Source organism: Alteromonas sp. S167 (assembly GCF_036864375.1).
Taxonomy (GTDB): domain Bacteria; phylum Pseudomonadota; class Gammaproteobacteria; order Enterobacterales; family Alteromonadaceae; genus Alteromonas.
Window position 1 is genome coordinate 273,181 of record NZ_JAZETR010000005.1, and the last position, 25,875, is coordinate 299,055.

Sequence of the window (25,875 nt, forward strand, 5' to 3'; positions counted from 1 at the left end):
AATAAAAGCGCATTGCAGGGTATACACCATTACGGTGTATTTAATGGGTTCATCGATTAATGCTGTAAATTATTCAGCACACTTAGGGGTTTCATGGTTGCTATAACCCAATTACGCCGACTCTTTCCAGACGCCCTGAGACACCTTATCGCAGAGAACATCCCAAATATTTACCTCTGGAATAGGACGACTAATAAGATACCCCTGACCAATATGACAGTCGAAATGACAAAGTAACTCGTACTGTTCAGTTGTTTCTATCCCTTCAGCAACCACCTGCATTCCCATATTACGTACCATTGAGATAGTAGAGTGCACGATGTTTCTGTCATCTGAACTGCTGGTGATATGTGCAACAAAAGAACGGTCTATCTTGATATAGTCGGCAGGCAACGATTTAAGATAACTCAACGATGAATAGCCCGTACCAAAATCGTCAATGGCGATAAGACATCCCATATCACGAATATTTCGCATAATATCCATAGCGCGCTCTATATCAGACACCAATACGGTTTCGGTAAGTTCTAAACATATCTGATTAGGTGAGATGTCATTTTTTATAATTTGTTGTTGTAAAAACTCAGGCAAGCTTGGATCTAAGAATTGACCTGCGGACAGATTTATTGCCAGCTTTATATCGCCATACCCACTGTTTTTGAACTCGCGAATTAAAGACGTTGACCTAGCGACTACCCAGTAATCGAGTTCAAGCATAAACGATGTGCTTTCAAGTAACGGTATGAAGTCTGCAGGTGAGATATGCCCTTTTGTAGGATGATGCCAACGAAGCAGTGCCTCAAAACCAATAAGTTTACCTGTATGCATGTGCACTTGAGGCTGTAACGCTAAACTAAATTGATTTTCGCGCATCGCTTCACGTGCCTCGGCCTCAAGTTCAACTTTCTGCATTACCTTAAGGTTCATAGTGGCATCGTAAACGCGGTATTCAGCACCTTTCTTCGCTTTCGCCTCATACATGGCAATATCGGCATGCCTTAGCAAATCGATTGGTGTAGCACGCGAGTGGCTGGTAATAGCAATACCAATACTAATAGACACATAAAACGTGATGCCATCTACGATGATAGGAGATTTAAATTCATCGATAAGCTTTTGAGCAACAATGTCCACCTGCTTTTTATTTTCAATATTCGATAGCAACACCACAAACTCATCACCACCGAATCGAGATGCAATATCGGTTTCTCTTATAGGTTTTGATATTCGCATTGCGGCAGCTTTTAGCAGCTTGTCCCCGACTTCGTGACCGTGGCTATCGTTTACTTTTTTAAAGTCATCTAAATCCATAAACATCAGCGCGACGAGCTTGTCATCCCGCATCGAGCCCGCTAATTGCTTTTCTATTTGGAAAGTAAGCATATTGCGGTTTGGGAGGCCGGTTAGCGTGTCGAACATCGCCATTTTTTCTAGTTTAGCGGTATTAACTGCCATTTGACCATCGAAGCTTTCGAGCTGTCGCGCTAAATTATTGGCCGCATCTTCAACCACATCTAGCTCGTCGGTGGCGTTAAATAATGGAGACTTTCGTTGCTTCGCCGCACTGGCGTAGAACTCGCTGAACTTATGCTCTGCCAACATCGGCAAACGCTCGCTGACGTTTAATAATCGTGTTCGGTATTGGTTTAAAAACAAATACAGAAGCAACGAAAACACAACAAACAGAACGATGGCAGATGAAATTACGATGTACTGATACTGCTTGTTTTGCGCAACTATTGTAGAAATGTCCTGCACAATGAGCAGATAAGGTGTATCGCCTTCTGTATTATTAAATGGCAACAAACTTACAAGAAGTTGTTGTTCGCCAAGCTTCGCATTTACGCCTCTAATGATTAAATCATCAATACGCCATTTTTGGGGAAGTTCATTGAACAAATCTTCCATGTAAGCACGATTAGCCGCAGAAAGCTGACTTGCAATAGAAAGCTCGAAACGTCCCAACGACGTTTCTCTAGGCTGCACCACTGCGACCTTGTGCACATCAGTTGCTCGACTAAATAAAGATAATAGCTCGCGCATTGAGGTGGATACCACGATAACGGGTACCACTTCGTCGGCAGACATAACAGGAATAGAAATGTAATGAGTACAAATAGAGTCACATGCCATAACAGAGCGACTATCAAATGTTACTCGCGTAACGTTGACAAGCTTTGTAACGGTACTATCGGGCTGTGATGACGTTATATTGCGTAGACCGTTTTCATCGAACAAATAGAGTTTATCGACTTGAAAATTAAGCGCTAAGTATTCACTAAGCCCATTTAATGTTTCTTGTAGTGAATTAAGATCGTTTAGCTGTGTAGATGTACTGTGGCTGACAACGTCAATCAGCGTAATCATTCGATTGTGCAATATTTCTTGGAAAAGTTGCACTCGGCGCTGGTTGTTTACCTGACTTTCTTTTTGTTGTAGTAATAGCCTTGCTTCCGATTCTTTAATCAGTACTGCAGAGATAACAACGCTTACAGTAAGCACCATCGCCAACAGTAGGACGATGGTTTTAGTGGTAAATGAAACCCTTACCTTCATAAGGGTGCCCCTAGAACTTATACATTAATTGTAAAGACCACATTTCCCACCTTTTATCAGCGTGAGACGCGACGTTATCGTTTAGCAAACTTACCACTCGTGTTGCGCCCTCAACCCAATGATATTCGCCTTGCAAACGCCATTTTGGCGCAATATCCCAGCGCGCCCCTAGCGTTACAGTGTCTTGATAACCAAAATAAGCTGGAATGGTACCGCCAGACATAGCCTCTAGCCTTTTGCCGTCGGGATCAGACTCGTCGCTCACATAAGTATCGTAACCAATTAGGCCACTAAACTCGCTATTAAAGATGTATCGAACTTGTACAAAACCGCCTTCACCACGAGTCTTCCTTGCAAAGTTAGGCGCAAACAATCCTTCGTTATCTTGTGTTTCACGTAAAAGTTCACTTGAGATTTCCCAATTTTCAGCAAAGTACTGAGCGGTTAGCATAATACGCTCAACGTTAGAGTTACCTGCTAGACGGTTATCTTGCTGAGCCGGGGAATATGTAAAATCAGAGTTTAGCCAGCTTGCGCCAAGCTTCCACTTCATACTGGACGGCTGCCAGAACACGCTTGCTTGATGAACAAACTCTTGCTTTATTTTGCCTCGCGCTTCATTACCCAACAAAAAGTCACGCTGAGAGTCATTAATAGCAGAGCGTCCGTAACTCCAATTCACTTCCCAAATATTGTTTGTTGAAAAGTGAGAAAAACTGGTTTGAATACCGTTACTGCCTAACGCCACATCTCTAAAACCATCGAAGTACACTGATTGAGGCAGCACAGACGTGTAGCGAGTTTGAGGTACGTCGCGAGTCACGGAATAAAGCCAGTGGCGATTTTTATAGCGACCTATATGAACTTGTGCCTTCCAACCAAATGCTAGCTCTGGAATTTTCCAGTCAATAAAGAGGTAGTCTAAACGCGTGCCTTGCTCGAAGCGATTGCCACCGTCTAGGTAGTTAACTTGCCCAGCAATGGAAATATTTTCAGCGAGGCGATAGTATCCGTTCAAACCAATTTCGGTTAGCTCAGCTGTAACAGCACCGTTGTCAGTAATAAACGAGCTGCCTTGCGACTGTGTAATGCCTTGAGACACATAACCATGCCACGAGAAGTCTGATTGAGCAGCATTTACAGCCCCACTGAGCATGCACAAAGCGATTATTATTTTTGTTCTCATGACTCGCTTACCTCTACGCGTCGCAGCTTCACTATTTCATCACTACCTACATAACCAATGGCACCTTTTGTGCGCTCAAGTGCCTCTACCAGTTCTTCATAAGAAGAGACACGTATTGGTGTAACACCTTGGCCTGAGTACGTTATTTGGTCCCAGAGGCGAGATAATTGATACGGGAACATTTGAAGAACTTCGCGACAGAACTGCTTATGCAGTTTGTCATTATCTTGCAGTACAAATACTGTAATTTTGGTGCCATCGCTCCAATATTGGCGATGGCCGGTAAAAATTTGTCGAAGCTCTGTACGATTAAGCGCAGAAAGCATTACGCTTTCATTTACCATGACGTTAAGGTCTGATGCATTTGCTTTAGGCACGCAGAAAGCAAGTGCTGCTAGTAAAAGCAGAACTTTAAGAAAAGTGGCGTATTCAAACCCAGTAGCCAGCCATCGCAAAGCGGGCTTATTCATTTAGTAACGACTCCCTGTTTTCTCGGAGGAACACTGCACAGTGTTAATTGTAGATAAAAGTTAGAGGTTTTACCTTACCGAGAAGTAAATTAACGTACAAATTTAGTCACAGTACGTTTTTTCGACATCATGGAAATTTTTTTCCACTCCGTAGCTTCGTTTTTTAGCAACTTGGTAAATTAGCTTCGCGGATTAGGCTACAGAATTCTTATATAAGAGCGGTAGAAAATGCCATTTCAGCAGCTGTGATTTTTTGACCCAACTCGTCAAACATTATCAAAAATATCATGGCAAGCCTTTGTTTTTGGTTATATTTAGTAATACTTCTGTATTGCAGCAGCGACCCACTTTTTTATGTTTAGCACGCGCTTGATGAAATAACGACATGCTTAACAAGTTGCTGCCTTTTCTAAAACCTAACTTTTCTAACAGCTATGCCTTTCCTAGCGACTAATCAAAAATAATTAACGCCTCAGAGAGGCGCATCTTGAACATTGATCAGTACCAATAAGTGAGCTAAGCAAATCTTTTTTATACTAGCGCTCTGTGTTTGCTGAAAAACTAAAATAAATCATTAGAATGTGAAATTTACTCTACGTTGTGGGCAACATGGCGACAATACGACGAGACATCGGTGCTGGGCATCATTTTATTTTCGACGACTCTGTGGTTGATATCCCAAACGAGGATTTGTTCGATCCCAATTTATGGCAAGCGCAGAACAAAGTTACGGGTAAAGCCAAAGGCCGCGGTACCACCCTTTTTATCACGCACGAAACGCATCAATGGGTATTACGCCACTTCAATCGAGGCGGGTTAATAGGCAAACTGCTTAGCGACCAATACTTTTTTACTGGCGTAGAAAAATCTAGACCGTTTCAAGAGTTTCGTTTACTTGAATATATGCGTGAAAAAGGCCTTCGTGTACCTGAACCAGTTGCAGCTAGAATCCATCGTAGAGGAGCAATCTATAGAGGCGACCTCATTACAAAAGCGATTCCCAACAGCCGCGATTTGCATCATATTTTATGTGAATCTGCCTTGTCAGCAGACGATTGGCGACATGTAGGCAAAGCGTTGTCGAAAATGCATAAATGTCAGGTGCACCATCACGACGCCAATATTCGCAATATTATGATGGACGACAAACGCAATATTTGGCTGATCGACTTTGATAGATGTGAGAAGCGCACAGGTGAAAGCTGGAAACAGAGTAATGTCGACCGCTTACTGCGCTCGCTTCACAAAGAAAAAACCAAAAACACTGTTTTTCACTGGAGTGAGGAGGACTGGCAGTATTGCCTTGAGGGCTACAGCGGCGAACAAGCTGACTAGCCTTCATTTGGCCTTGATTTAGCCGTCATTGGTATATTATGCCAGTGTGTTACATTACATGCTGTTGAATCAAAAACAGCGTCATAACCAAAAGATACAACCCTATGCATACACGAGCACTTTATCCTGGTACTTTCGATCCTATTACAAATGGTCATGCAGACCTAATCGAACGCGCCTCACAGCTTTTTTCTCACGTTATAGTGGCCATTGCTTCTAACCCTAGCAAGAAGCCGTTATTTACGTTAGAAGAACGGGTTGAAATGATTAAGCAGGTAACAGCCGACTTACCTAATGTAGAAGTAGTGGGTTTTACGGGCTTGCTAGCCGACTTTGCTGACCAGCAAAACGCGACCATTCTTATTCGCGGCTTACGCGCAGTATCAGATTTTGAATATGAATTTCAGCTAGCCAATATGAATAGGCGCTTAAATCCTAAATTAGAAAGCGTGTTTTTAACACCAGCTGAAGAAAACTCGTTTATATCTTCCACGCTGGTTAAAGAAGTGGCGCTTCATAGAGGCGCGGTTAGCGGGTTTTGCCACCCTGTGGTAGAGCAAGCCCTACAAAATAGACTAAACGAGAAGAGATAGGCTATACAAAAGGCATAGCTAATATGCGCAAATAAGTTATCGCTGGCAGTGAGTGCAGAAAAACGTGTTTCGCTGCCCGATAACCTTGCTTTGAATTTCTTTTTCACAGACCTCGCAAGGCTCACCTGCTCTACCATATACATTTAAATGCTGTGCAAAGTACCCTGGCTTGCCGTCAGTTTGCGCAAAGTCTTTTAACGTAGTACCACCCTGCTCAATGGCTTTAGCCAATACCTGCTTTATTCGTGCAGTTAACGCTTTGTAGCGTGCCGCACTAATATTTCCTGCCTGACGACGCGGATCGATACCTGCCAAAAACAACGCTTCGTTCGCGTAAATGTTACCCACTCCCACTACAATTGCATTGTCCATGATGAAATTCTTAACGGGGCTTTTACGATTTCGAGAAAGCGTGAATAAGCGTTTGTCGTCAAATGCATCAGTTAATGGTTCAGGACCAAGGTTCTGCATAAGTGGCAGCGCTTCATTTGGCGCCTGCCATAATACTGCCCCAAAACGTCTCGGATCGTTAAAGCGCAGACATTTCCCTGTATCAAGCACAATATCAACGTGGTCGTGCTTTATCACCGGCGTGTTTGCATCAATAACTCTTAGCTTGCCAGACATACCTAAATGCATCACTAGCGTACCCACTGAGGTTTCAATTAGCAGGTACTTAGCGCGGCGTTTAACTGCAATGACCTTGTGGCCTTGTGCAGTAGCCACTTCTTCAGGAATAGGCCATCGCATACGGCGTTCGCGCACTATGATTCGCTCGATGATGTTGCCGATTAAATGCGGTGACACCCCAAGACGGCTTACTTCAACTTCTGGTAACTCGGGCATTTATGTATTCCACGGTAATAAATTTTCTAGCTTTGCATTCGACAGGGTGTACCAATTATTGTCGACGTTTACTACTGTCATGGTAGCACTTGGATAAAAGGCATAAACCAAGCCATTGGTGTTGCCCGCAACCCATACCACAACAATAATAGGCTGTTGCGATACCACGTCTTCCGGTACTTCAGTGGTAGGCACTAGTATAGCGCGCTGCCATTCAGAAAATTGTCTGTCTGGTGTAATACCCAGTACCTTGTTGTTGCTTCGCTGTCGCCATTGCTGACCTGTGCGCTCGAGTGCATTGCCATCATGCTCTATTTTCAACACATAGGCATCTTGGGGCAGCAGCATTCTTTGAGCCGGTGCTTCAGGAGAAGATGTGAAGCTCTCAAGGTTAAAGAGCGCGATCATGATCAACATTGCAATGATCACGACATTATTCATGGCTCGTTGTGAAAGTCTCGCCACATTTTAGCCTTAAGGGTTATTAACTGATGCCACTATCATAAAGGCTGGTGTAGGCAGATGCTAACGCTTATTTGGCCACCAGCATGGTTTTAAGCGCGAAGCAGCAATAATTCTACACAATGCATATAACGCAAAAAACCCGGCAAAGGCCGGGTTTTCGTGGAGACAAAAGCAAGTGCTCTTTCTAAAAGGGCTTTACTTGATTTTTGCCTCTTTGAACATAACGTGCTTACGCACAACAGGATCAAACTTTTTGATCTCCATTTTGCCAGGCATGTTACGCTTGTTCTTATCAGTAGTGTAGAAGAAACCTGTACCTGCTGAAGAAACTAGTTTAATTTTATCACGCATTGTCGGCTTCCTTAGATTTTCTCACCACGGGCACGGATATCAGTAAGTACTGAATCAATACCTTTCTTATCGATGATACGCATGCCTTTAGCAGACAAACGTAGTTTTACAAAACGGCTTTCGCTCTCAACCCAAAAACGGTGTGTTTGAAGGTTTGGTAAAAAGCGACGACGAGTCGCATTTCGTGCGTGTGAACGGTTATTACCAACCGTTGGACGCTTACCTGTTACTTGGCATACTCTTGACATTGTATTTGTCTCCAGAACAACGATAACTGTCGCGTCAGATAATCCCAAGCGCTCAAACAGTCGTTGGGTCAAATGACGTATTACTATAAATTAGAGGGCGCATTTTATACAGCAAAGGCAGGATCATTTCAATAAGAAACTACAAAAAGGTTACTTTTTAGCTGTTTTATGCTCAAAAAATTAGCACGCTCACCATTTCGCGACATTATATACGTAAGCGCGCTTGGTTTTTAGCTTTGAATGCAAAAATATTAAACATACTCAGGCCAAGGTCGTTATAGTGATAATAGTAGAGATAATTGCTGCATTTTAAAGACAGAAATTGGGTGGAGAGAGCTTTGCGCCGCATAATAACTTTTGGCACTTTTGATGTGCTACATGTTGGTCACATTAAAATACTACAGCGAGCGAAGGATATGGGCGATCATCTTACCGTTGGCCTTTCATCAGATGCTTTAAACATTGCCAAAAAAGGGCGTGCGCCCGTTTACCCTTTTACAAGCCGTCAAACCATACTTACGGCGCTTCGTTTTGTAGACACCGTATTCATGGAAGAGTCGCTAGAGAAAAAGCGAGAATATATTGTTCAGCACAAAGCAGATGCGCTTGTTATGGGAAATGATTGGGAAGGAAAATTTGACGAGTTTGAAGATATTTGTGACGTGATTTATTTGCCACGTACTCCCTCTATTTCTACCACTGAAATTATTGAAATAATTAAAGAAACCGATTTGTAACTCTTAGATATTGTCAGTTTAAGAAGCAAAGTAATACTCAGAAAAAGGGCACAAAAAAAGGAGCAACTGCTCCTTTTTTAATTGAAGAAAGTGTTAGTCGTAGAAAGGAGACCTTACTTCTGTCATGTCTATCAGTCGTGTAGGACGGGTTAACATTTGTCCGCCATCGCGTCCAATTGGGATCCAAGGAATAAAGCCTCTTCCTTTCGAAGGCTTTAATAGGAACAGATCAGTTGGTATAGAGATATAAAATCCTTTTGTAAAACTACCCTCGCCGTAATCCTCTGCTGAGACATCAGTAAATGCAGCAAATGCCCCCACAATGATGCCGCTATCAAAGCGTTTAGCAAAATCGATATTTACGCCTTTGTCTTTAGCAAGAAATTGCCCCGCGCTTACACTTAATTGCGTACCTTCTAAAAACTCTGGCTTGTAATAAACACTTACGTGACCTGTAATGGCATCGTAATCTTCTAATCGTAGCTGATTGCTCGGATCGCGTTGTTTAACGTAATTCAAGTCAATACCGTATGCTAAATTACTGTCGACAGGACGATATAGAATTTCACCACCAATACCTGCAAACATAGTTTCAAGATAACCCGCATAAGCTTGCCCAAACACATTTTCAGAAATGTTGTCTTTATAATGGGCAAAGCCTGTGTCAATCCATACGTCATTATTAACGTATTCTCTAACACGAGTTCTTACTCTTGGTAGCACAACTTCTTCAGCATCAACCAAGAAATTGAACTTATCGAAGTTATCCAACACGGTAACTCTTGCGCTTCCCATTACGGAAAACTTACTGTTAAATGCATAGCCGCCATTTAACAGTAAACCTGTTTGGTACAGATAAAACTCTTCAGGGTTACCAAAGGTTTGAACCCAGAAAAAATCAGTGCTGTAAAAGAACCCGTTTGTGTTTTCAGGGTCGTAGGCGTCAATGACCTCTTTGGAAGGCGATGTTCTATGATAAGTCTGCTTTATATCTGACTCTACTGACTCATAACGTGCAGCGGCAATAAATGCTTCAGCATCAATTTGCGTATCGACTAAAGGTCGTCCTCCGCGATTATCAACGATATGATAAGTCTCAGCTGAGTCCGGTAATTCTGAGGCTGCAACTCTTCCTATGCGTTCTATGGCCTCATCTTGGTTGCGGTATTTCGTTTGTGTGCCATAAAAAATAGCTTTGTCTTCTTCAAGATTTGCATCGTGCAAAACAAAGCCACCGTCACGATATAAATCATTATATAAACGGGATTTATTTACTTCTTCAACAGATGAAGGCGCACGCCTTCTCATTAAGTCTCTCGGCTCCTCATCGAACTTTGCTTGAGAAGCAGTATGCATATTAAAGCGATAAGTAAGACCAAAACCGATGGTGTTACCACGCTGATAGTTTAGTGAGAGGTCAATGTCTTTATAACGATAAACAGCGCCAATGTTCCAACGGGAGTCTTGTTGCAATTCACCCGCTCTGTCATTAACGTAGTTGTTGCCTTCGTACTCTAACTTTAGTGTAAGTGGCTCCCACGGCGTTTGATATTCAATACCACCGAATACCGCCATTGGACCTTTAAAAAACTGATCGTAGTCTACTTTTCCACCACGACCGGAAAAACCACTTGGACGTTCGCAGAAGCTATCTTTTATCTCACAGAATGGACTTGTAAAATCGTCGTGGGTTCCTAAATACCCCCAACCTAGTCCTAAATGAAAATCAAACGGCCCTACTGATTTACTCGCATTTATATACTCACTTTCAAAGAAACCTGTACCGCCGAAATCTCTAAACCCAACGCTTATATCTGGAAGGTAATAACTTTCTTCCCAAAGTCTAAATTTTACGTCCAAACCTTTGTCTTTGAGGGTTTGATCACCACTAAACGATTCGGATTGGCTGTAAAGCCTTGTACGAACATCAGTATATCTTGCTGTTGCCTCCATCCACTCGAACAGCTGAATGTTTACAGACCAGAAGCGATACTCGCCATTATCGGTGTAATTAATAGCCATGCCACCTTCGTCACGCATGCGCGCTGTGGGTGTTTGAATAAGACCGTTTCCACCTTGAACCATTTGTGAAGGCTTTACATTAACTAACGAAGACGCTTCCGAGTAACTGGTAGCTGAAATTACGCTACCAATAGCAAGCGCGAGTATCTTTTTTTTATTTTTTCTTTGCGCATTAATCATGGTAGAAGCCTATTTACTGCAAGCGCTGCAACACGCTCATTGAGCTTTTCTATTCTATCGCTGAAAAGCTCTGAATTGATGGGAACGTATACCTGACTTCCAGGCATGATTTGAGATGCATTTAAATTCCAGTAAGCAACCCCACGCTTTTCTATATTTCCTTTTGGGTCGATTACATAGACGAAGCTTTGATCGGCATGAATGTGAGTCTTTACATCTTCAACCGTCTTATAAACAGGCGTCCCGCTCTGATGTTTATAATCACCAGGCCTCCTAATAGCCCCCAAAAAATGAATGAATTCAGGGCGACGTTTAAGCTGTATTGAATAATCACCAAATTGGAACATGGGATTATCTGTAAAAAAGAGGCGGGCCTTATCATAAGAAACTGGCATAGGAATTCGAGTCGCCAACGTCCAAGAAGATACTTGTCGATACAAATGCCCAAGTGCAGAATATTTGTCAGAGTGTCGTTCAATAAGAGGAAGCAGTGCACTAATTTCAGCCTTTATTGCTTCTCTTTCCTGTTCTGCGGCAACTGCATTCAAATTGTAAACAGCGGATGCAGGCCAATACCAATCGTCTTGATTAGCAACTATAGACAGTACACTAGCAAGACGCACTGGTCTCTCAAATTTATATGTCTGTTGATTAAGTGTTACGTTTAGTACGTCGTACTCTTTAGAAAAAACTGATGCAGAAGACAAACATAAAAAAGCTATAAGGCTATAAAAAACTTGCTTCATTTAGCAGCTCCTTGCTTATCCATTTCTCGTACAATACGGCTCAAATAAACCATGACGTATTCATCGCCTTTTGGGCTAAATTTTTGCTTTGAAGCCATTAGCTCTTTTGTAGTCTGATGGAAATAGTAAGTATTTTCCCAATGCAAGTCTAAGTTGATAAAAGGTGAGTGAGCGGGAAACAAAACTGATTCAACAACTTTTATTAAAGGTACCTGAAATCCTATGTACTCCCTTGTTATTTCGCCCTCAACCTTCCATGAAGATTCTACTGTTAAGCCATAGCCAACGTCTTCAATATCTACTTTTCTCTCCCAGCGCTGTGAAGAAAATGGATCGTTAGCTAAAGGGTTATTATTAAGATCTCCAGTGAAATAGAGGTCGGATTTAAGACCGTCGGTATTTGTGATTAACCCATGGTGCATCGTCAATACAGCGTTATCACCCGACACCCACTTGTGTTTATTGTCTTCGATGTAAGCGAGTGCTAGTGCAGCTGTGTCACGAACACCAGCTTTAATTTCAATAAGATCTGATTTGCTATTTTTAATTTCATCAACAGTAAGATTTATTGAGCGGTCTTCTAAAGCAAGGAGTAGAGTATTGTAGTAAGCGTTTGTGGTATTAGAACAGCCAAAAGAGAACAGAAGAGCTGCAATCCCTGCAAGGGTCGTACGAATATGTAGTTTCATTAAAACAGTGCCAGTAACATCAAACGTAAAAAGAAATATTTTTTTACAATAAAAAAGCCGCTAATAATAGCGGCTTTCCAAATTTCTAACGTTTTTACTATAGCGTAGGTGCGTAAGTAAAAGTTACTGGAACTGTAACCGTAGTAGTTGCTGTACCAGTACCCGTTACCGTTACAGTAGACGTAGTACCAACACAAACGCCATCAACCAAAGGATCGGTACCTTCACAAGTTGGCTCTGGCTCTGGACCTGGACCTGGGCCTGGACCTTCGGTAGGATCGTCTGAATTGTTGTTTGCGATAATTCCAGCTGCAACACCAGCAGCAACAGCACCTAATACAACAGTCTGTGTTGCAATACCACCGATAGTTGAACCTGATGCAGAAGTATTACCTGTCTCTTCTTGCGCGTTAGCGCCTGATGCCAAAGCTGCCGCAGCAACTAAAGCAATAATTGACTTTTTCATAACAGTCCTTTTAAAAAAATAACCCACTAATTCCTATTCTAATTCATTTTTCCAGTCTTGACTACAAATCACTCAAAAAAATCAATTAGACTTTATTATCGTATCAAGCCTCGTTGCGCAAATGAAACAGTTTCTTTGTCACCAACAACAAAATGATCTAGCACCGGTACATCGATCGCTTTCATGGCCGTTGCGATCTCTCGCGTTAACCGGATATCAGCATCGCTTGGTTCTGCTACGCCTGAAGGATGATTATGGACCAAGATAACGGCTGCCGCATTGTCGATAATTACCTGCTTGATCAGCTCTCTCGGGTACACAGCAGCGCTATTTATGGTGCCTGTAAACATTACGCGAAATGCAATAAGTTGATGCTGACTATCGAGCATCAGCATACAAAATTGCTCTTGTTCACAATCACGTAGCTTAGCCTGCAAGAATCGTTTGGTGTCATCGACATTGTGAAAAGCGTCTTGTCGTGAAAGTTGGATCTCTAAATTACGCCTAAATACCTCGAAGCCAGCTTGCAACTGTGCATATCTGCATGGTCCAACGCCATTAATCAGCGCATACTCACTTTGCGATGCGGTAACTACGCCACGTAAACACCCTAACTTATTCAGTATGTCGTGCGCGAGTGCAACAGCCGAACGTCCTTTCGTTCCCTTTCCCAAGATCACAGCAATAAGCTCTGCATCACTTAAACTGTTCGCTCCATGTTTAAGCAATTTTTCTCGTGGCCGTTCACTTTCAGGCCACACTTTAATTGACATTAACTACTCTCTTATCTTGCCCCTTTGTCACTTTATAAAGAAATTGATGCACGTCATCGACTGTCTTTATGGCGGGTTTATAGAATAAGATTCATAACCGCTTATATAAAAGTACACGTTTTATTAATACCTAGTACCTTTGTGCTGCTATCCGATTTGTGAACTGCATGGTAGGCTTACGGTAATTAGAAATGTGTGTGTGAACTATGTCGATAGCTAATAAAAATGTTTTATTAGGCGTTACCGGTGGTATTGCTGCCTATAAAGCACCTGAGCTGGTAAGAAAACTCACTGCCCTAGGCGCCAATGTACGCGTAGTGCTTACCGACTCTGCCGCTGAGTTTGTGAGCCCGTTGTCATTACAAGCTGTATCGGGTAACCCCGTACATCAGCATTTGCTCGATCCTGCAGCAGAAGCTGCAATGGGTCATATTGAATTGGCAAAATGGGCAGACATTTTGTTAATTGCACCGGCTACAGCAAATACGCTTGCAAAACTGGCACATGGCATGGCTGATGACCTTCTAACCACCTTGTACCTTGCAACTACGGCAAAGATATTTATTGCCCCAGCAATGAATCAACAAATGTGGAAAGCGCATGCTACCACTGTAAATATCGATATTTTGCGCGAACATGGCGTTCATTTCATCGGGCCAGCAAGTGGAGAGCAAGCCTGCGGCGACGTAGGTGCTGGCAGAATGGAAGAGCCGTTGGTCATTGCTGAATTCGTTAACGATACGTTTGTTAAATCAACAGAGCGCGTTGCGAAACTTGGCTTATTACAAGGGCTTAATATCACTATAACGGCAGGCCCTACAAGAGAACCGCTAGATCCGGTTCGATATATTTCAAACCATAGCTCTGGAAAGATGGGTTTTTCCATTGCAGAGGCTGCTGCACAAGCTGGTGCTAATGTCACACTTGTAGCGGGTCCGGTTGCGCTTTCTACGCCAACCCTATGTAGTAGAAAAGATGTAGTAAGCGCCGACGATATGTTAGCTGCTTGCGAGGCATTAGTGCCTTCAACAGATATTTTTATCAGTACTGCTGCGGTAGCTGACTACAAGGCAACAACCATTGCTGATAATAAAATAAAGAAAACCGGCGATGAGTTAACACTTACTTTTATAAAAAACCCTGATATTCTAGCTACTGTGTCTGCTCGAAAAGACAGACCATTTTGCGTAGGTTTCGCTGCAGAAAGCCAAGATGTAGAGGCTTATGCGCGCGACAAGCTAGCTAAGAAAAACCTCGATATGATAGCGGCGAACGATATTACAGCTGAAGGTTTAGGGTTTAATAGCGATAAAAACGCGCTTCACGTTATTTGGCGTGACGGCGATGAAAAGCTACCAGCAACCAGTAAAGCAGAACTTGCAACACAGTTGCTTGCCATTGTTGCAAAACAATATTCAGCTACGCGGAAAAACTAACCGACACTGCATTGGTGTCGATAATAAAAATAATAAATAACAACATATTGGTTCAAGCCAACTTAACATGGAGTCCGAGTGTGTTTCACTCGGTCGCGGAGGAAATACTTTCGTCATGCCTGCAGTCAAAAAAACAAATCGCAGAGCTCAGATTCTGCAAGCACTTGCTGGAATGCTAGAAACCAGCCCAGGTCAACGTATTACTACGGCTAAACTTGCAGAAAAAGTGGGGGTATCTGAAGCCGCCCTATATCGTCACTTTCCTAGTAAAGCACGTATGTTTGAGGGCTTGATTGAGTTTATCGAAGAAACCTTATTCACTCGTATAAACAAGATTGTGAATGAAGAAAAAGATTCTCTTACTCGCTGCCAACTCATTCTGCACCTTATTCTTGGCTTCGCAGAAAAGAACCCTGGCATTACACGTATATTGAATGGCGATGCGCTAATGGGCGAACAAGAGCGTTTGCGTGCACGTATAGCCAAGCTGTATGAGCGCCTTGAAACACAGCTAAAACAGGTACTTCGAGAACGCAAGCTACGAGAAGGTAAAACGCTATCGGCCGATGAAGCAATTATCGCGAATATGCTGATTTGCTATACCGATGGACGTATTAACGGTTTTATTCGAAGCGGTTTTACGCGAAAACCCACTGAGCAGTTTAACGAACAGTGGAATGCATTTAAGCAAATGTTTATCTAATTAAAAAGGCGTCGATATGACGCCTTTTTTATTGAAGCTCAGGAACAACATAAGCTGTTATTTAGCAAATGTATTACCAAAGAAATCACCTTCATTCCACTTTGGCTTGTCTTCTTGGTTAGCTAATGTCCAACCAATTTGTGCATTTACCTTAGTGAACGTTTCCGCAGCTTTCCAGTTAAATGGCTGGTTAATATCATCACTTGGTTTGTGGTAATGCGTTGATAAAAACTGGCCAAACACTTTACTTCCATCTACTTCCGGATCTTTCGACTTCAAACCAGGTACCATAAATACAGCAGGTACACCTTGCTTAACAAACGCATAGTGATCTGAGCGCGTAAATAGTGCTTGGTCAGGCCATGGATCTGGGCTTAATTGAATGTCAGCGTTTGCTGCTGCTTTTTCTACCGACGCTTGAAGATCGCTATGATTTGCACCAAAGGCAATAACGTCAGCAAACTCATAGGTTAAAATTGGCATATCAAGGTTTACGTTAGCAACCATTGACGTTACTGGCACAGTTGGGTTACGTGCAAAATAATCTGCGCCCAATAGGCCTTTCTCTTCACCTGTTACCGATACAAACAGAATTGAGCGCTTCGGCTTTTCTTCCATTTCGCTAAACAAACGCGCCGTTTCTAACATAACGGAAGTACCTGACGCATTGTCCATAGCACCGTTATTAATGTTGTCTTTCTTCACAGTTTTAGCAAAACCAATATGGTCTGAATGCGCAGAGAATACAACGTACTCGTCTTTAAGCTTTGGATCAGAACCTTCAAGAATACCTACTACGTTAGGGCTAGTGATGGTGTCGTGCGTGCTTTTCTTGCTGATATCAACAACACCGTTTAGCGCGAAGCCTGTAGGTACTTTGTCGGCATTAAGCTGTGCATAAATTTCATCTAGGCTTTGCTTAGCACCGTTAAATAACTTACGTGCCGCGCCTTCGCTCAAGTATGCGCCGCCTTTTAGCTGCGCAAAGCTGTTTGCTGGCTCACCTTCATCATTTAGCCATGCCATACGTGGTGTGTGAATGTAGTTCAAGCGACTTTGATACGGGCGCACTTTCTCGTTCTTAGGCGTAGTAATGGTAATCATTCCAATAGCGCCATTTTCTACTGCATACTTTTGCTTTTGGTATCCAGAAGCAAAGTGTGCCCCTTCTTCCGATGGGAAGTCACTTGGCTTACCCGCTAAAGTCACAACAATTTTGCCTTGTACATCAAGGTCTTTGTAATCGTTATGCGACAGCTCATCTGCAACAATACCGTAACCCACAAATACCATTTCACCTTTTACGTGAGCATCGGTGCTTAGTAAGCTTGGGCCTGCAAGGTACTCTTTCGGGTATTCAAAACTTGTCGTTTCGCCGTCTTGCGTGAAGGTAAATACTGGCGACTCTTGGATGAGATTAGCTTTTCTAAACGTAACATCTTGAATGTAGCCATCTGTGCCCGCTGGTTTCAGGCCATATTTGGCGAACTCAGTGGCAATATACAATGCCGCAATTTCGTGTCCTCGAGAGCCAGTATCACGACCCTCTAGTAAGTCATCAGCTAAAAAGAATAGATGAGACTTGATACGCTGAGTATCAGGAGCAAAAGTATTGTCTGTCGCGGTATGGTCGTGTGCAATTGACGCTAAGCTCATAGCCGTCAATGCACTACCAATAAGGAGTTTTTTTATCATTGTGGTTCACCATTATATGTTTTAGATAACATAATAACGCAGCAGCTAGTGTTGTGGCTATTGTGTAGCGTAACGTTCAACACATGTTTCATGCCATTGCCCGTATTTTAGTGTCATTGTAAAATCATAATTCCTATTACCACGTATGAAATGAGGCTATTAAGCCATCGTTTTCTATCATTATTAGTAAGAGTTAAGAGCAGCACATGTCACAAGACGACACCCTTTACAGAGTGCAATTTATTAGCAACGGCGAACGTTACGAACTGTATGTAAAAACCTTAATTCAAGGTGCATTGTTCGGCTTTGTTGAAATTGGCGAATTTGTATGGGACACCCACACTAGCGTAGTTGTAGATCCTAGCCATGAAAGACTTAAATCTGAATTTTCAGACGTAACAAAAACTTACGTTCCAATGCACAATATTTTGCGCATTGACGCAGTAAAGAAAAAAGGTTCTGCCAAAATTACTAAATTAGAAAATAAATCTGATAAAGTAGCTACATTCCCTAGTCCAATATATACACCAACGAAAGAGTAACCACCGATTTCCGGTAAAGGTTACCGGAGGACACTATGTATCGCTACGTTTTAGCAGCACTACTACTTATCGGCAGCGTTGGCCTATCTGCAAAGCCATATAATGATGAAAGCTTGTATCAGCTTCTAGATGATATTTGGCAGTACGAGCTTTCGGTGTCTCCTCTTCTTGCATCACGACAGGGTCATGGCGAATCGGCCCATTTACTTCCAGATATTTCGCCAGAGGGGCTCGCAAAGCAAAACACACAGTGGCGTAGCTTTCAGAAAGCGCTTTCTAACTACAACGAAGAGAATTTGTCGACCCAAGCGTATATCGCTTTGTTAATGCAGCAGTATCGTTTAGCTAACTATGTCGATGAGTACACGTACCGCGCTTACCTTGTGCCAATTAATTCCGAATATGGTTTTCATGGCGCAATGGCTTCACTGCCGAATATGTCTACATTTAAACAAGTAGAAGACTACGACGCTTATATTAGTCGCCTAAATGCATTAGCACCTTACTTTAATCAGCAGATAGCGTATATGCAGCAAGCGCTGGAAGAAGGCTATACACAACCCAAAGTCGTTATGCAGGGCTTCGAAGAATCGATTGCAGCTTATATTGTTGATGATGCTACCGAAAGCGGTTTTTATGCACCGTTTAAACGCTTTCCAGACTACTTCACTAAGGCTGAGACACAGCGGTTAGCCCAGCAAGGTGTAAGCGCTATTGAAAACAGAGTACTTCCTGCCTACCAGCGGTTTTATGATTTTATGGTAGAGCAGTACATTCCCAATGCGCGAAGCGATATAGCAGCAAACAATTGGCCAAATGGTGTGGCGTATTATGCTAATAGAGCCAAGCACTACACCACTACTGATATGACGCCACAGGACATACATCAACTTGGCTTATCTGAAGTAAAACGCATTCGAAATGAAATGCAGAGCATTGTGGATGAACTTCAGTTTGATGGCGATATTAACGATTTCATCGCCTTTTTACGTGAAGACCCACAGTTTTACGCAACCAGTGCAGAAGAACTGCTAAAAGAGGCATCCTTTATCGCCAAAAAGATGGATGCAAAGCTGCCAGCACTGTTTGAATACCTTCCTAGAACACCTTATGGCGTTGCTCCAGTACCCGACAGTATTGCGCCAAAGTACACCACAGGCCGCTACATTCACCCAAGTCGTGACGACCAGCCGGGGTATTACTGGGTAAATACATACGCGCTTGATAAACGCCCTTTGTATGCCCTACCTGCTTTAACATTACACGAGGCCGTACCGGGTCATCACCTGCAAATTTCACTTGCTGCGGAACTTGAAGACTTACCGATGGTTCGCCGCAACACTTATATTTCAGCGTTCGGTGAAGGATGGGGTCTGTATTCTGAATTTTTAGGTATTGAAGCTGGTATTTACGAAGATCCCTATGACGACTTTGGTCGCCTAAGTTATGAAATGTGGCGAGCATGTCGTCTAGTCGTGGATACCGGTATGCACACCATGGGTTGGAGCCGTCAGCAGGCTGTTAACTATATGATGGAAAACACGGCGCTTTCTGAACACAACGTAAATACAGAGATAGACCGCTATATTTCATGGCCTGCACAAGCGCTATCTTACAAAATAGGTGAAATAAAAATTAAGGCGTTACGCGCCAAGGCTGAAGAAGCACTAGGCGAGCAATTTGACGTGCGCAAGTTTCACCGTGCGGTATTAGAAAACGGCTCGGTACCACTCTTTATATTAGAGCAGCATATTAATAAATTTATAGAAGAACAAAAGGCTCAATAAGCATGGTTGTCGCATTCAGTGTTATTGGAATACTTATTCTAGCGTTAATTTATTTTGTGCTACGCGCACAGAACTTACAAAAAGAACTAGCGCTTTCACGTCATACTAACAAGCAAACCAACAGCAAGATTAATTACGCCTATCACAACTTGGTAATGGTAACAGACGCACTGGAAAAGAGCTTATCTTCACGTATTGAAAGTGCCTACAAAAGCCGCCTTATTAATCAAGAGCAGTACAACGCACTCAGCCCTCTGATGCGCAATTTTTCAACCATAGTAATGACATGCTGTGAAAAAGGCGACTCGCTGGAAGAGTCTTTAAACAAAGTACTGGCAAATGAAGATATTACCCTAGAGGTAATAAAAGAAGTTGTTAAAGCGCTACCTGGTAATATTCGTATGGCGTGGTCAAAAAACACAGCCGACGGTTTTATTGCTTTTTGTCAGGCAGTAACCGCATCGGTAACGGGTACCACTAAATCGAGCAATGTAGAGCAGCCAGAGTCACAAGAGAAAAATAACGCTTAACTTGTCTTGTAAATTTACCTCATAACTTTACCTCATAACTTTACCTCATAACTTTACTTTTTTATAAGCCACGCTTTTTAGCGTGGCTTTTTTCTTTCTACTAAATTTAATCTTTTACCTTCTTAAGCTTTTCATAAAGTTAAAGCCAAATTGCCACTCTCTTGTCTTACTTAGCAGGGTTTTATCTTGAAAAGGAATATTGGCTCACTATAATACTGTATAAAAATACAGTTTATTTTGAATGCCATGACTGAAATATTATCAACATTAAGTAAGCACCCGCATGTCTGGCGGGCGCGAGAGAAGAAAAACAGTGAAGCCAAATTTTCACTCGGCTTTGCTCGCCTTGATAGCGCACTTAATGGCGGAGTAGCTTCGTCGGGGTTAGTGCGTATTTCGTCATTAACAGGTGTTGGCGAGTTGTCTTTGTTTAAGCACGTATTGTGTAAGCATCGCACGCACAAAATGGTGGTGTTTATTAACCCACCAGGACAATTACAAGCGCCATGGTTAGCAAACTTAGGCTTAGATTTACAACAAGTGCTTGTTGTTAATACACCCGCCGATCAGGAATCACTGTGGGCAGCAGAGCAATGCTTAAAAAGTACAGCTTGTCATTGCGTAATATTGTGGAGTAACCGTGTTTGTACAAAAGCGGCCAGACGTTTACAAGTTGCCGCAACGCACAATGATGCGTTGTGTTTACTGTATACATCACCGCAATGCGCCAATGTAAATCAGGAGCATGGCAGTATGCCCCATGCATTGCCCATTACACTCGAACTATCTTTGCAGGCACAGGCATCTACAGTAACAGCTGATGTACGTAAGCAACGGCACGGATGGCCAACAAGCAACATAACAATTTCCCACAACTGGACCCCCGACAATCATGCGATTAAATGGGCTATGGAGCATAACAAGTTGGCGGATCATGCATTACATTCTGTGAACTAGCTATGCTGTGGGCCTACCTTTATTACTATCAGTTAACGCTCGATCAGCATCAGCTAGCTATTACTCAACAGCTAGGTTCATCTGCTGATAAACCCGTTATTGTGTACTGTGAAAAAAATAATGGTATCAAACAGCTAAATGACGATGCTAGGAAAGCAGGCATAGAGGTAGGTCATGGACTAGCGCAAGCGGCAGCATTGTGCCCTAACGTAAATATTATTCCATTCAATGAGAGCACTGAAAGCGATCTATTAATACAGTTAGCGCATCGGCTGTATCCGCTGGCATCAGATATCGTACTAGATAGCCATAACGGTATGGCCATTAGGCTTGATAACTTAACGCACTATTACGGTGGTCATGCTGCGCTATGGAAAACATTAACGCGTGAATTAATGCATGCAAATACGTCTTATCAGTTTGCAACAGCGTGGTCGGTTGAAGCAGCAAAAGTACTAGCGACACATGGCGTTAATACATACTTCGAGCATCATGACGATATTAAGCGCGCGCTTGAAAGTTGCCATTTATCTAAAACGGCACTTGCTCCTAAAGTTGTTGAAGCACTCGCAAGAGTAGGCATTACAAAAGTACACGACCTGCTGGCTATGCCAGTGCATGAATTAGGTCGTCGATTCGACAACAATACCATTATTTACTTAACGGCACTGCGCGGTGAAATATTCCCAAAAGCATCGCTATTTAGACCACAAACCCATTTCGACAACTTTATACAGCTGCCTTTTGATATAGAAAATACACAGCATTTACACCCTTTTATTACTCAGCAGCTAGAACGTCTTTCACATTATCTACGCGCAAGAAATCTATATACCTCGGCGCTTACTTTCAGTATTCACTTCCGTGAAGCGCCCGTAATGGATATTGCCATACAAGCCGCAATGCCCCAAGCGTCTGCCCAAGGCTGGCTAACACTAGTAACATTGAAAATAGAAAACGCAGTGCTGCCAGAGCCCGCCGTAGGACTTACCTTAAGCTGCAAATCATTTGAAGACATCGACAGTGATAACGGCGACTTTTTTAATCATCGCTTCAACGAGGTAGCACAAAAGCAACTTATTGGACGACTAAACGCAAAGCTAGGCGATAATAGTACCTATCAACCTGCTGCCGCAGACAGCCATCAATTTGATGGCATGACAGTGACACAAAGCAATACGGCTAACCAACCTTATCAAAGCGATATAGTACCTACTTTTACTTTCACCCCACCAAAGCCTCTAACGCAGGCCACACAGGTTTGCTTTGGGCCCGTCAGGCTTAACAGCGAATGGTGGCACAATACCGACCACAAACGAGACTACTTTATTGCACAAACATCGCAGGGAGTACGCATGCTAATTTTTAAAGATGAAAATGCTGCATGGTGGGCGCAAGGTGTTTTTTGCTAACGCTACGTAAGTTATGAGAGCTGCAAATGCAATACAGTGAGCTTTTTTGTCAAAGCCATTACAGTTTTTTATGCGGTGCTTCATCACCTGCAGAGCTGGTTACCACAGCGTCCTTTTTAGGCTACGACGCTATAGCTATTACCGATGAGTGCTCAGTGGCCGGCGTAGTGCGTGCTTTCGATGAAATCACACGACAGCGCCTACCTATAAAACTTATTGTGGGTAGTTACTTTGTTTTTGATGAAGCTTTGAGTTTTATACTTTTGTGCCCCAATAAAAAGGCTTACAGCGAGCTTTGCCGTATTATCACCAACGCAAGACGTCGTTCAGAAAAAGGCGAGTATCAGTTAGCAGAATGGGATTTGCGTACCATTAAACACTGTAAACTAATATGGCTTCCCAATGGCAATGAGGAGAAAGATAAGCACTGGGGAGAGTGGCTACAAAACCACACCGCAATAGATGCCTATATTGGTGCACAGCGTTTATTGGACGGACGCGATCACCATCGTTTCGCTCATTATAATCAGCTACAGGCCACCTATGCATTTCCGGTTATTGCGTGTACGGGTGTACTTATGCACCATGCCGACAAGCTGCCATTACAACATGTTTTACATGCCACACAGGCACATACTACTGTAGAACGCATTGGCAGAAATGCCATAAGTAATGCTGAGCGTAGTTTGCGAACATTGCCTAAAATACAAAAGCTATACCCTGAAAAGTGGGTAGCGAATACCAACACACTAGCCGCACAATTTTCTTTTTCATTAAGCGAGCTGAAATATCAATATCCAGCGGAGCTTGTGCCCGATGGCTACACGCCTACTTCGTATTTACGTGAGCGTGTTGAGGCCGGAATAAAAATACGCTTCCCAGAAGGCATTACGCCAGACATACGTGCCATTATTGAGAAAGAACTCAAACTGATTGAAGAGCAAGAGTATGAATACTTTTTCTTAACCATTTACGACATTGTACAATTTGCTAAGCGGCAGCATATTTTGTATCAGGGGCGAGGCTCTGCAGCCAACTCGGTCGTATGTTATTGCCTTGAAATTACCGCCGTCGATCCACGACAAATTAGCGTACTGTTCGAGCGTTTTATTTCAAAAGAACGTAATGAGCCGCCGGATATAGACGTTGACTTCGAACACCAACGACGTGAAGAGATTATTCAATATATTTACGAAAAGTATGGCAGAGAGCGCACAGCTATTGCTGCTACAGTTATTTGCTATCGCTTTAAATCGGCATTTAAAGATGTAGGAAAAGCACTCGGTTTTAGTGAGTCTCAGCTCGACTTTATCGTAAAGCAAATTAACCGCAGAGACAGCGTTATTCCGTGGAAGTCTCAACTAGCCAATTTGGGCCTTAATGCAGAAGACCCCAAAGTAACGCAGCTAATTACATTAACCGAGGCGCTGTTAGGTACACCGCGGCATTTGTCGCAACACGTTGGTGGTTTTGTTATTAGTGCAGGGCCACTTTACGATTTAGTGCCTGTTGAGAATGCCGCCATGGAAGCGCGAACCATTATTCAGTGGGACAAAGACGATATTGAAACACTGGGGTTATTGAAAGTAGATGTATTGGCCTTGGGAATGCTAAGTGCAATTAGGCGTACTTTCGAGCTTATTAATAAACAATACCCTGTAGACGTGAGCATTCCCTTTATCACTAAGCTAGGAGATGACGCACAAGTATTCGATATGATTTGTAAAGCCGATACTGTGGGCGTATTTCAAATAGAGTCTCGAGCTCAAATGTCTATGTTGCCAAGGCTTAAGCCCCGTGCCTATTACGACCTTGTTGTACAAATAGCCATAGTAAGACCTGGGCCAATTCAGGGTGATATGGTGCACCCTTACCTTATTCGCCGCCATGGCAATGAAACTATCACATACCCTTCAAAAGACGTTGAACGTGTACTGGCCCGCACAATGGGCGTCCCTATATTTCAAGAGCAAGTTATACAGCTTGCTATGGTGGGCGCTGGATTTAGTGGCGGTGAAGCCGATCAGCTAAGACGAGCAATGGCTAGCTGGAAAAAAGACGGACGTATTTTCGAGTTTAGAGACAAGCTTATTAAAGGGATGACCGATAGAGGTTACGACCCTAACTTTGCCCATAACCTCTTTGAACAAATTAAAGGGTTTGCGGGCTATGGCTTTCCAGAGTCACATTCGGCATCTTTTGCTGTACTTGCCTATGTGTCTTGTTGGCTTAAGTACTATTTCCCTGTCGAATTCTATGTTGCGCTACTAAATAGCTGGCCTATGGGCTTCTACTCACCTTCTCAACTCATGCAAGATGCAAAGCGCCATGGAATCACTGTACACGCACCTTGTGTTAATCAATCGAGTGTTGAGCACACCATGGTTTTAAATGGTCTGCAGAAGGAAATTCAGTTGGGGTTATGTCTTATAAAAGGGCTAAGTGAGTCAGGCGCATCTGTTGTTGTTACCTATCGCCCTACTCATGGTTATGTAGCCATGCATGAAATTCAACAGTTGGGCTTAACACGCAGCGACCTTCAGGCACTGGCTAGCGCTGATGCGCTTAAGAGTATAAGTGGTAATAGATACGAGACGCGTTGGAAGATGATGGACACTCAGGGTTCATTACCGCTGTTTGAAGAGCATGCAGACTTACACAATGATGGCTTATCTAAACAACCCTCTGACGCAGACAACCTGTTAGAGGACTATGCTTCTACCGGTCTTTCTGTAAAAAATCATCCAATCACACTGCTAAAGAAAAAGCATAAACTTAACAATATTAGCTGGTCGAATACTTTAAAGGGTAAAAAGAATAAATCGGTAGTTAAGGTACTTGGCGCTGTAACAGGCAGACAAGCCCCTGGTACTGCTGCGGGTGTAACTTTTCTGACTTTGGAAGATGATAGCGGAAATATGAATGTAGTTGTCTGGCAGGCCACAGCACGTGCTCAGCAGCAAACATTCTTAAAAGCAAAACTACTACAAGTGAACGGTATTATAGAATGCTCAAAAGAGGGCGTTATTCATATTATTGCAGGGAAACTTATTGATCGTACCCCTTGGTTGGAAGACATCACACTTCCCTCTAGAGACTTCCATTAAATCAATAACGCTGAGTTTTGAAACGGAGAAATTAAAACGCTAG

Annotated in this window: 24 protein-coding genes; 11 read left to right on the top strand and 13 right to left on the bottom strand. The window is 42.8% G+C overall.

The genetic code is table 11. The annotated features are described in order from the left end of the window. Positions 1 to 111 precede the first annotated feature (111 nt). The 3 genes from V7R35_RS10280 to V7R35_RS10290 are packed head-to-tail and all read right to left on the bottom strand — an operon-like array spanning position 112 to position 4,212. The gene (locus V7R35_RS10280; RefSeq protein WP_334014710.1) at positions 112 to 2,556 is read right to left on the bottom strand and encodes a putative bifunctional diguanylate cyclase/phosphodiesterase; all 2,445 of its coding nucleotides are present in this window, start codon (positions 2,554 to 2,556) and stop codon (positions 112 to 114) included. Between the two features lie 10 nt (positions 2,557 to 2,566). Further along, positions 2,567 to 3,742, bottom strand: coding sequence for a hypothetical protein (locus V7R35_RS10285; protein ID WP_334014711.1), 1,176 nt, complete (start codon positions 3,740 to 3,742; stop codon positions 2,567 to 2,569). Then, a complete protein-coding gene (locus V7R35_RS10290; RefSeq protein ID WP_334014712.1) occupies positions 3,739 to 4,212 on the bottom strand; it encodes a substrate-binding domain-containing protein in 474 nt (157 codons plus the stop codon). The genes V7R35_RS10285 and V7R35_RS10290 overlap by 4 nt, the downstream gene beginning before the upstream one ends. Positions 4,213 to 4,821: 609 nt before the next feature. Here V7R35_RS10290 and V7R35_RS10295 point away from each other — a divergent pair. Together V7R35_RS10295 and coaD are read left to right on the top strand one after the other, a co-directional pair. After that, complete coding sequence (locus V7R35_RS10295) at positions 4,822 to 5,547, top strand: 3-deoxy-D-manno-octulosonic acid kinase (RefSeq protein WP_334014713.1); 726 nt, start codon at positions 4,822 to 4,824, stop codon at positions 5,545 to 5,547. A 104-nt stretch (positions 5,548 to 5,651) separates the two neighbouring features. Beyond that, entirely contained in the window at positions 5,652 to 6,140 is a 489-nt protein-coding gene (coaD, locus tag V7R35_RS10300; protein ID WP_334014714.1) for a pantetheine-phosphate adenylyltransferase, read from the top strand. Positions 6,141 to 6,176: 36 nt separating this feature from the next. On the opposite strand, the gene mutM is transcribed toward coaD, so the two are convergent. The 4 genes from mutM to rpmB form a co-directional block, all read right to left on the bottom strand. Then, positions 6,177 to 6,986, bottom strand: coding sequence for a bifunctional DNA-formamidopyrimidine glycosylase/DNA-(apurinic or apyrimidinic site) lyase (gene mutM / locus V7R35_RS10305; protein WP_334014715.1), 810 nt, complete (start codon positions 6,984 to 6,986; stop codon positions 6,177 to 6,179). Beyond that, positions 6,987 to 7,451: a hypothetical protein gene (locus tag V7R35_RS10310; RefSeq protein ID WP_334014716.1), complete on the bottom strand. Its 465-nt coding sequence runs from the start codon at positions 7,449 to 7,451 to the stop codon at positions 6,987 to 6,989. A gap of 195 nt (positions 7,452 to 7,646) precedes the next feature. After that, the gene (gene rpmG, locus V7R35_RS10315; protein ID WP_013786148.1) at positions 7,647 to 7,802 is read right to left on the bottom strand and encodes a 50S ribosomal protein L33; all 156 of its coding nucleotides are present in this window, start codon (positions 7,800 to 7,802) and stop codon (positions 7,647 to 7,649) included. Positions 7,803 to 7,813: 11 nt separating this feature from the next. Next, positions 7,814 to 8,050 carry a 50S ribosomal protein L28 gene (gene rpmB / locus V7R35_RS10320; RefSeq protein ID WP_012516576.1) on the bottom strand — a complete coding sequence of 79 codons (237 nt, stop codon included), beginning with the start codon at positions 8,048 to 8,050 and terminating at the stop codon, positions 7,814 to 7,816. Between the two features lie 338 nt (positions 8,051 to 8,388). Between rpmB and V7R35_RS10325 the strand changes: the two genes are divergently transcribed. Further along, a complete protein-coding gene (locus tag V7R35_RS10325) occupies positions 8,389 to 8,787 on the top strand; it encodes an adenylyltransferase/cytidyltransferase family protein (RefSeq protein ID WP_334014719.1) in 399 nt (132 codons plus the stop codon). A gap of 93 nt (positions 8,788 to 8,880) precedes the next feature. Here V7R35_RS10325 and V7R35_RS10330 read toward each other — a convergent pair whose 3' ends face one another. From V7R35_RS10330 to radC, 5 genes are all read right to left on the bottom strand, one after another. Then, complete coding sequence (locus V7R35_RS10330; RefSeq protein ID WP_438823465.1) at positions 8,881 to 10,989, bottom strand: YjbH domain-containing protein; 2,109 nt, start codon at positions 10,987 to 10,989, stop codon at positions 8,881 to 8,883. Further along, on the bottom strand, positions 10,986 to 11,735 hold the full coding sequence (locus V7R35_RS10335; RefSeq protein WP_334014721.1) for a capsule biosynthesis GfcC family protein: 750 nt from the start codon (positions 11,733 to 11,735) through the stop codon (positions 10,986 to 10,988). The genes V7R35_RS10330 and V7R35_RS10335 overlap by 4 nt, the downstream gene beginning before the upstream one ends. Then, entirely contained in the window at positions 11,732 to 12,424 is a 693-nt protein-coding gene (locus V7R35_RS10340; protein ID WP_334014723.1) for a YjbF family lipoprotein, read from the bottom strand. The genes V7R35_RS10335 and V7R35_RS10340 overlap by 4 nt, the downstream gene beginning before the upstream one ends. Before the next feature lie 97 nt (positions 12,425 to 12,521). Then, entirely contained in the window at positions 12,522 to 12,890 is a 369-nt protein-coding gene (locus V7R35_RS10345) for a hypothetical protein (RefSeq protein ID WP_334014725.1), read from the bottom strand. A 95-nt stretch (positions 12,891 to 12,985) separates the two neighbouring features. After that, positions 12,986 to 13,663 (bottom strand): RadC family protein, encoded by a 678-nt coding sequence (gene radC / locus V7R35_RS10350; RefSeq protein WP_334014727.1) that lies wholly within the window; start codon positions 13,661 to 13,663, stop codon positions 12,986 to 12,988. 206 nt (positions 13,664 to 13,869) lie between these two features. On the opposite strand from radC, the gene coaBC reads away from it, so the two are divergent. Both coaBC and slmA read left to right on the top strand, forming a co-directional pair. Then, a complete protein-coding gene (gene coaBC / locus V7R35_RS10355; RefSeq protein WP_334014729.1) occupies positions 13,870 to 15,099 on the top strand; it encodes a bifunctional phosphopantothenoylcysteine decarboxylase/phosphopantothenate--cysteine ligase CoaBC in 1,230 nt (409 codons plus the stop codon). Positions 15,100 to 15,214: 115 nt separating this feature from the next. Beyond that, entirely contained in the window at positions 15,215 to 15,802 is a 588-nt protein-coding gene (slmA, locus tag V7R35_RS10360; RefSeq protein ID WP_334014730.1) for a nucleoid occlusion factor SlmA, read from the top strand. A 57-nt stretch (positions 15,803 to 15,859) separates the two neighbouring features. Here slmA and V7R35_RS10365 read toward each other — a convergent pair whose 3' ends face one another. Further along, positions 15,860 to 17,497 (bottom strand): M28 family metallopeptidase, encoded by a 1,638-nt coding sequence (locus V7R35_RS10365; RefSeq protein WP_334014731.1) that lies wholly within the window; start codon positions 17,495 to 17,497, stop codon positions 15,860 to 15,862. Between the two features lie 206 nt (positions 17,498 to 17,703). Here V7R35_RS10365 and V7R35_RS10370 point away from each other — a divergent pair, with 206 nt between their 5' ends. The 6 genes from V7R35_RS10370 (at position 17,704) to V7R35_RS10395 (ending at position 25,832) form a co-directional block, all read left to right on the top strand. Continuing rightward, complete coding sequence (locus tag V7R35_RS10370; protein ID WP_334014732.1) at positions 17,704 to 18,039, top strand: DUF1820 family protein; 336 nt, start codon at positions 17,704 to 17,706, stop codon at positions 18,037 to 18,039. A gap of 35 nt (positions 18,040 to 18,074) precedes the next feature. Then, positions 18,075 to 19,826: a DUF885 domain-containing protein gene (locus V7R35_RS10375; RefSeq protein ID WP_334014734.1), complete on the top strand. Its 1,752-nt coding sequence runs from the start codon at positions 18,075 to 18,077 to the stop codon at positions 19,824 to 19,826. 2 nt (positions 19,827 to 19,828) lie between these two features. Then, a complete protein-coding gene (locus V7R35_RS10380) occupies positions 19,829 to 20,356 on the top strand; it encodes a hypothetical protein (RefSeq protein ID WP_334014736.1) in 528 nt (175 codons plus the stop codon). Positions 20,357 to 20,602: 246 nt separating this feature from the next. Further along, a complete protein-coding gene (locus V7R35_RS10385) occupies positions 20,603 to 21,313 on the top strand; it encodes a recombinase RecA (RefSeq protein ID WP_334014737.1) in 711 nt (236 codons plus the stop codon). A 2-nt stretch (positions 21,314 to 21,315) separates the two neighbouring features. Continuing rightward, entirely contained in the window at positions 21,316 to 22,725 is a 1,410-nt protein-coding gene (locus V7R35_RS10390; RefSeq protein WP_334014738.1) for a Y-family DNA polymerase, read from the top strand. A 26-nt stretch (positions 22,726 to 22,751) separates the two neighbouring features. Beyond that, positions 22,752 to 25,832, top strand: a complete 3,081-nt coding sequence (locus V7R35_RS10395) for an error-prone DNA polymerase (protein WP_334014740.1) — start codon at positions 22,752 to 22,754, stop codon at positions 25,830 to 25,832. Positions 25,833 to 25,875 lie beyond the last annotated feature (43 nt).

Coding starts and splice junctions, on each gene's coding strand:
- V7R35_RS10280 (WP_334014710.1), bottom strand. CDS start 2,556: ATGAAGGTAAGGGTTTCATTTACCACTAAAACCATCGTCCTACTGTTG.
- V7R35_RS10285 (WP_334014711.1), bottom strand. CDS start 3,742: ATGAGAACAAAAATAATAATCGCTTTGTGCATGCTCAGTGGGGCTGTA.
- V7R35_RS10290 (WP_334014712.1), bottom strand. CDS start 4,212: ATGAATAAGCCCGCTTTGCGATGGCTGGCTACTGGGTTTGAATACGCC.
- V7R35_RS10295 (WP_334014713.1), top strand. CDS start 4,822: ATGGCGACAATACGACGAGACATCGGTGCTGGGCATCATTTTATTTTC.
- coaD (WP_334014714.1), top strand. CDS start 5,652: ATGCATACACGAGCACTTTATCCTGGTACTTTCGATCCTATTACAAAT.
- mutM (WP_334014715.1), bottom strand. CDS start 6,986: ATGCCCGAGTTACCAGAAGTTGAAGTAAGCCGTCTTGGGGTGTCACCG.
- rpmG (WP_013786148.1), bottom strand. CDS start 7,802: ATGCGTGATAAAATTAAACTAGTTTCTTCAGCAGGTACAGGTTTCTTC.
- rpmB (WP_012516576.1), bottom strand. CDS start 8,050: ATGTCAAGAGTATGCCAAGTAACAGGTAAGCGTCCAACGGTTGGTAAT.
- V7R35_RS10330 (WP_438823465.1), bottom strand. CDS start 10,989: ATGATTAATGCGCAAAGAAAAAATAAAAAAAAGATACTCGCGCTTGCT.
- V7R35_RS10335 (WP_334014721.1), bottom strand. CDS start 11,735: ATGAAGCAAGTTTTTTATAGCCTTATAGCTTTTTTATGTTTGTCTTCT.
- V7R35_RS10340 (WP_334014723.1), bottom strand. CDS start 12,424: ATGAAACTACATATTCGTACGACCCTTGCAGGGATTGCAGCTCTTCTG.
- V7R35_RS10345 (WP_334014725.1), bottom strand. CDS start 12,890: ATGAAAAAGTCAATTATTGCTTTAGTTGCTGCGGCAGCTTTGGCATCA.
- radC (WP_334014727.1), bottom strand. CDS start 13,663: ATGTCAATTAAAGTGTGGCCTGAAAGTGAACGGCCACGAGAAAAATTG.
- coaBC (WP_334014729.1), top strand. CDS start 13,870: ATGTCGATAGCTAATAAAAATGTTTTATTAGGCGTTACCGGTGGTATT.
- slmA (WP_334014730.1), top strand. CDS start 15,215: ATGCCTGCAGTCAAAAAAACAAATCGCAGAGCTCAGATTCTGCAAGCA.
- V7R35_RS10365 (WP_334014731.1), bottom strand. CDS start 17,497: ATGATAAAAAAACTCCTTATTGGTAGTGCATTGACGGCTATGAGCTTA.
- V7R35_RS10370 (WP_334014732.1), top strand. CDS start 17,704: ATGTCACAAGACGACACCCTTTACAGAGTGCAATTTATTAGCAACGGC.
- V7R35_RS10375 (WP_334014734.1), top strand. CDS start 18,075: ATGTATCGCTACGTTTTAGCAGCACTACTACTTATCGGCAGCGTTGGC.
- V7R35_RS10380 (WP_334014736.1), top strand. CDS start 19,829: ATGGTTGTCGCATTCAGTGTTATTGGAATACTTATTCTAGCGTTAATT.
- V7R35_RS10385 (WP_334014737.1), top strand. CDS start 20,603: ATGACTGAAATATTATCAACATTAAGTAAGCACCCGCATGTCTGGCGG.
- V7R35_RS10390 (WP_334014738.1), top strand. CDS start 21,316: ATGCTGTGGGCCTACCTTTATTACTATCAGTTAACGCTCGATCAGCAT.
- V7R35_RS10395 (WP_334014740.1), top strand. CDS start 22,752: ATGCAATACAGTGAGCTTTTTTGTCAAAGCCATTACAGTTTTTTATGC.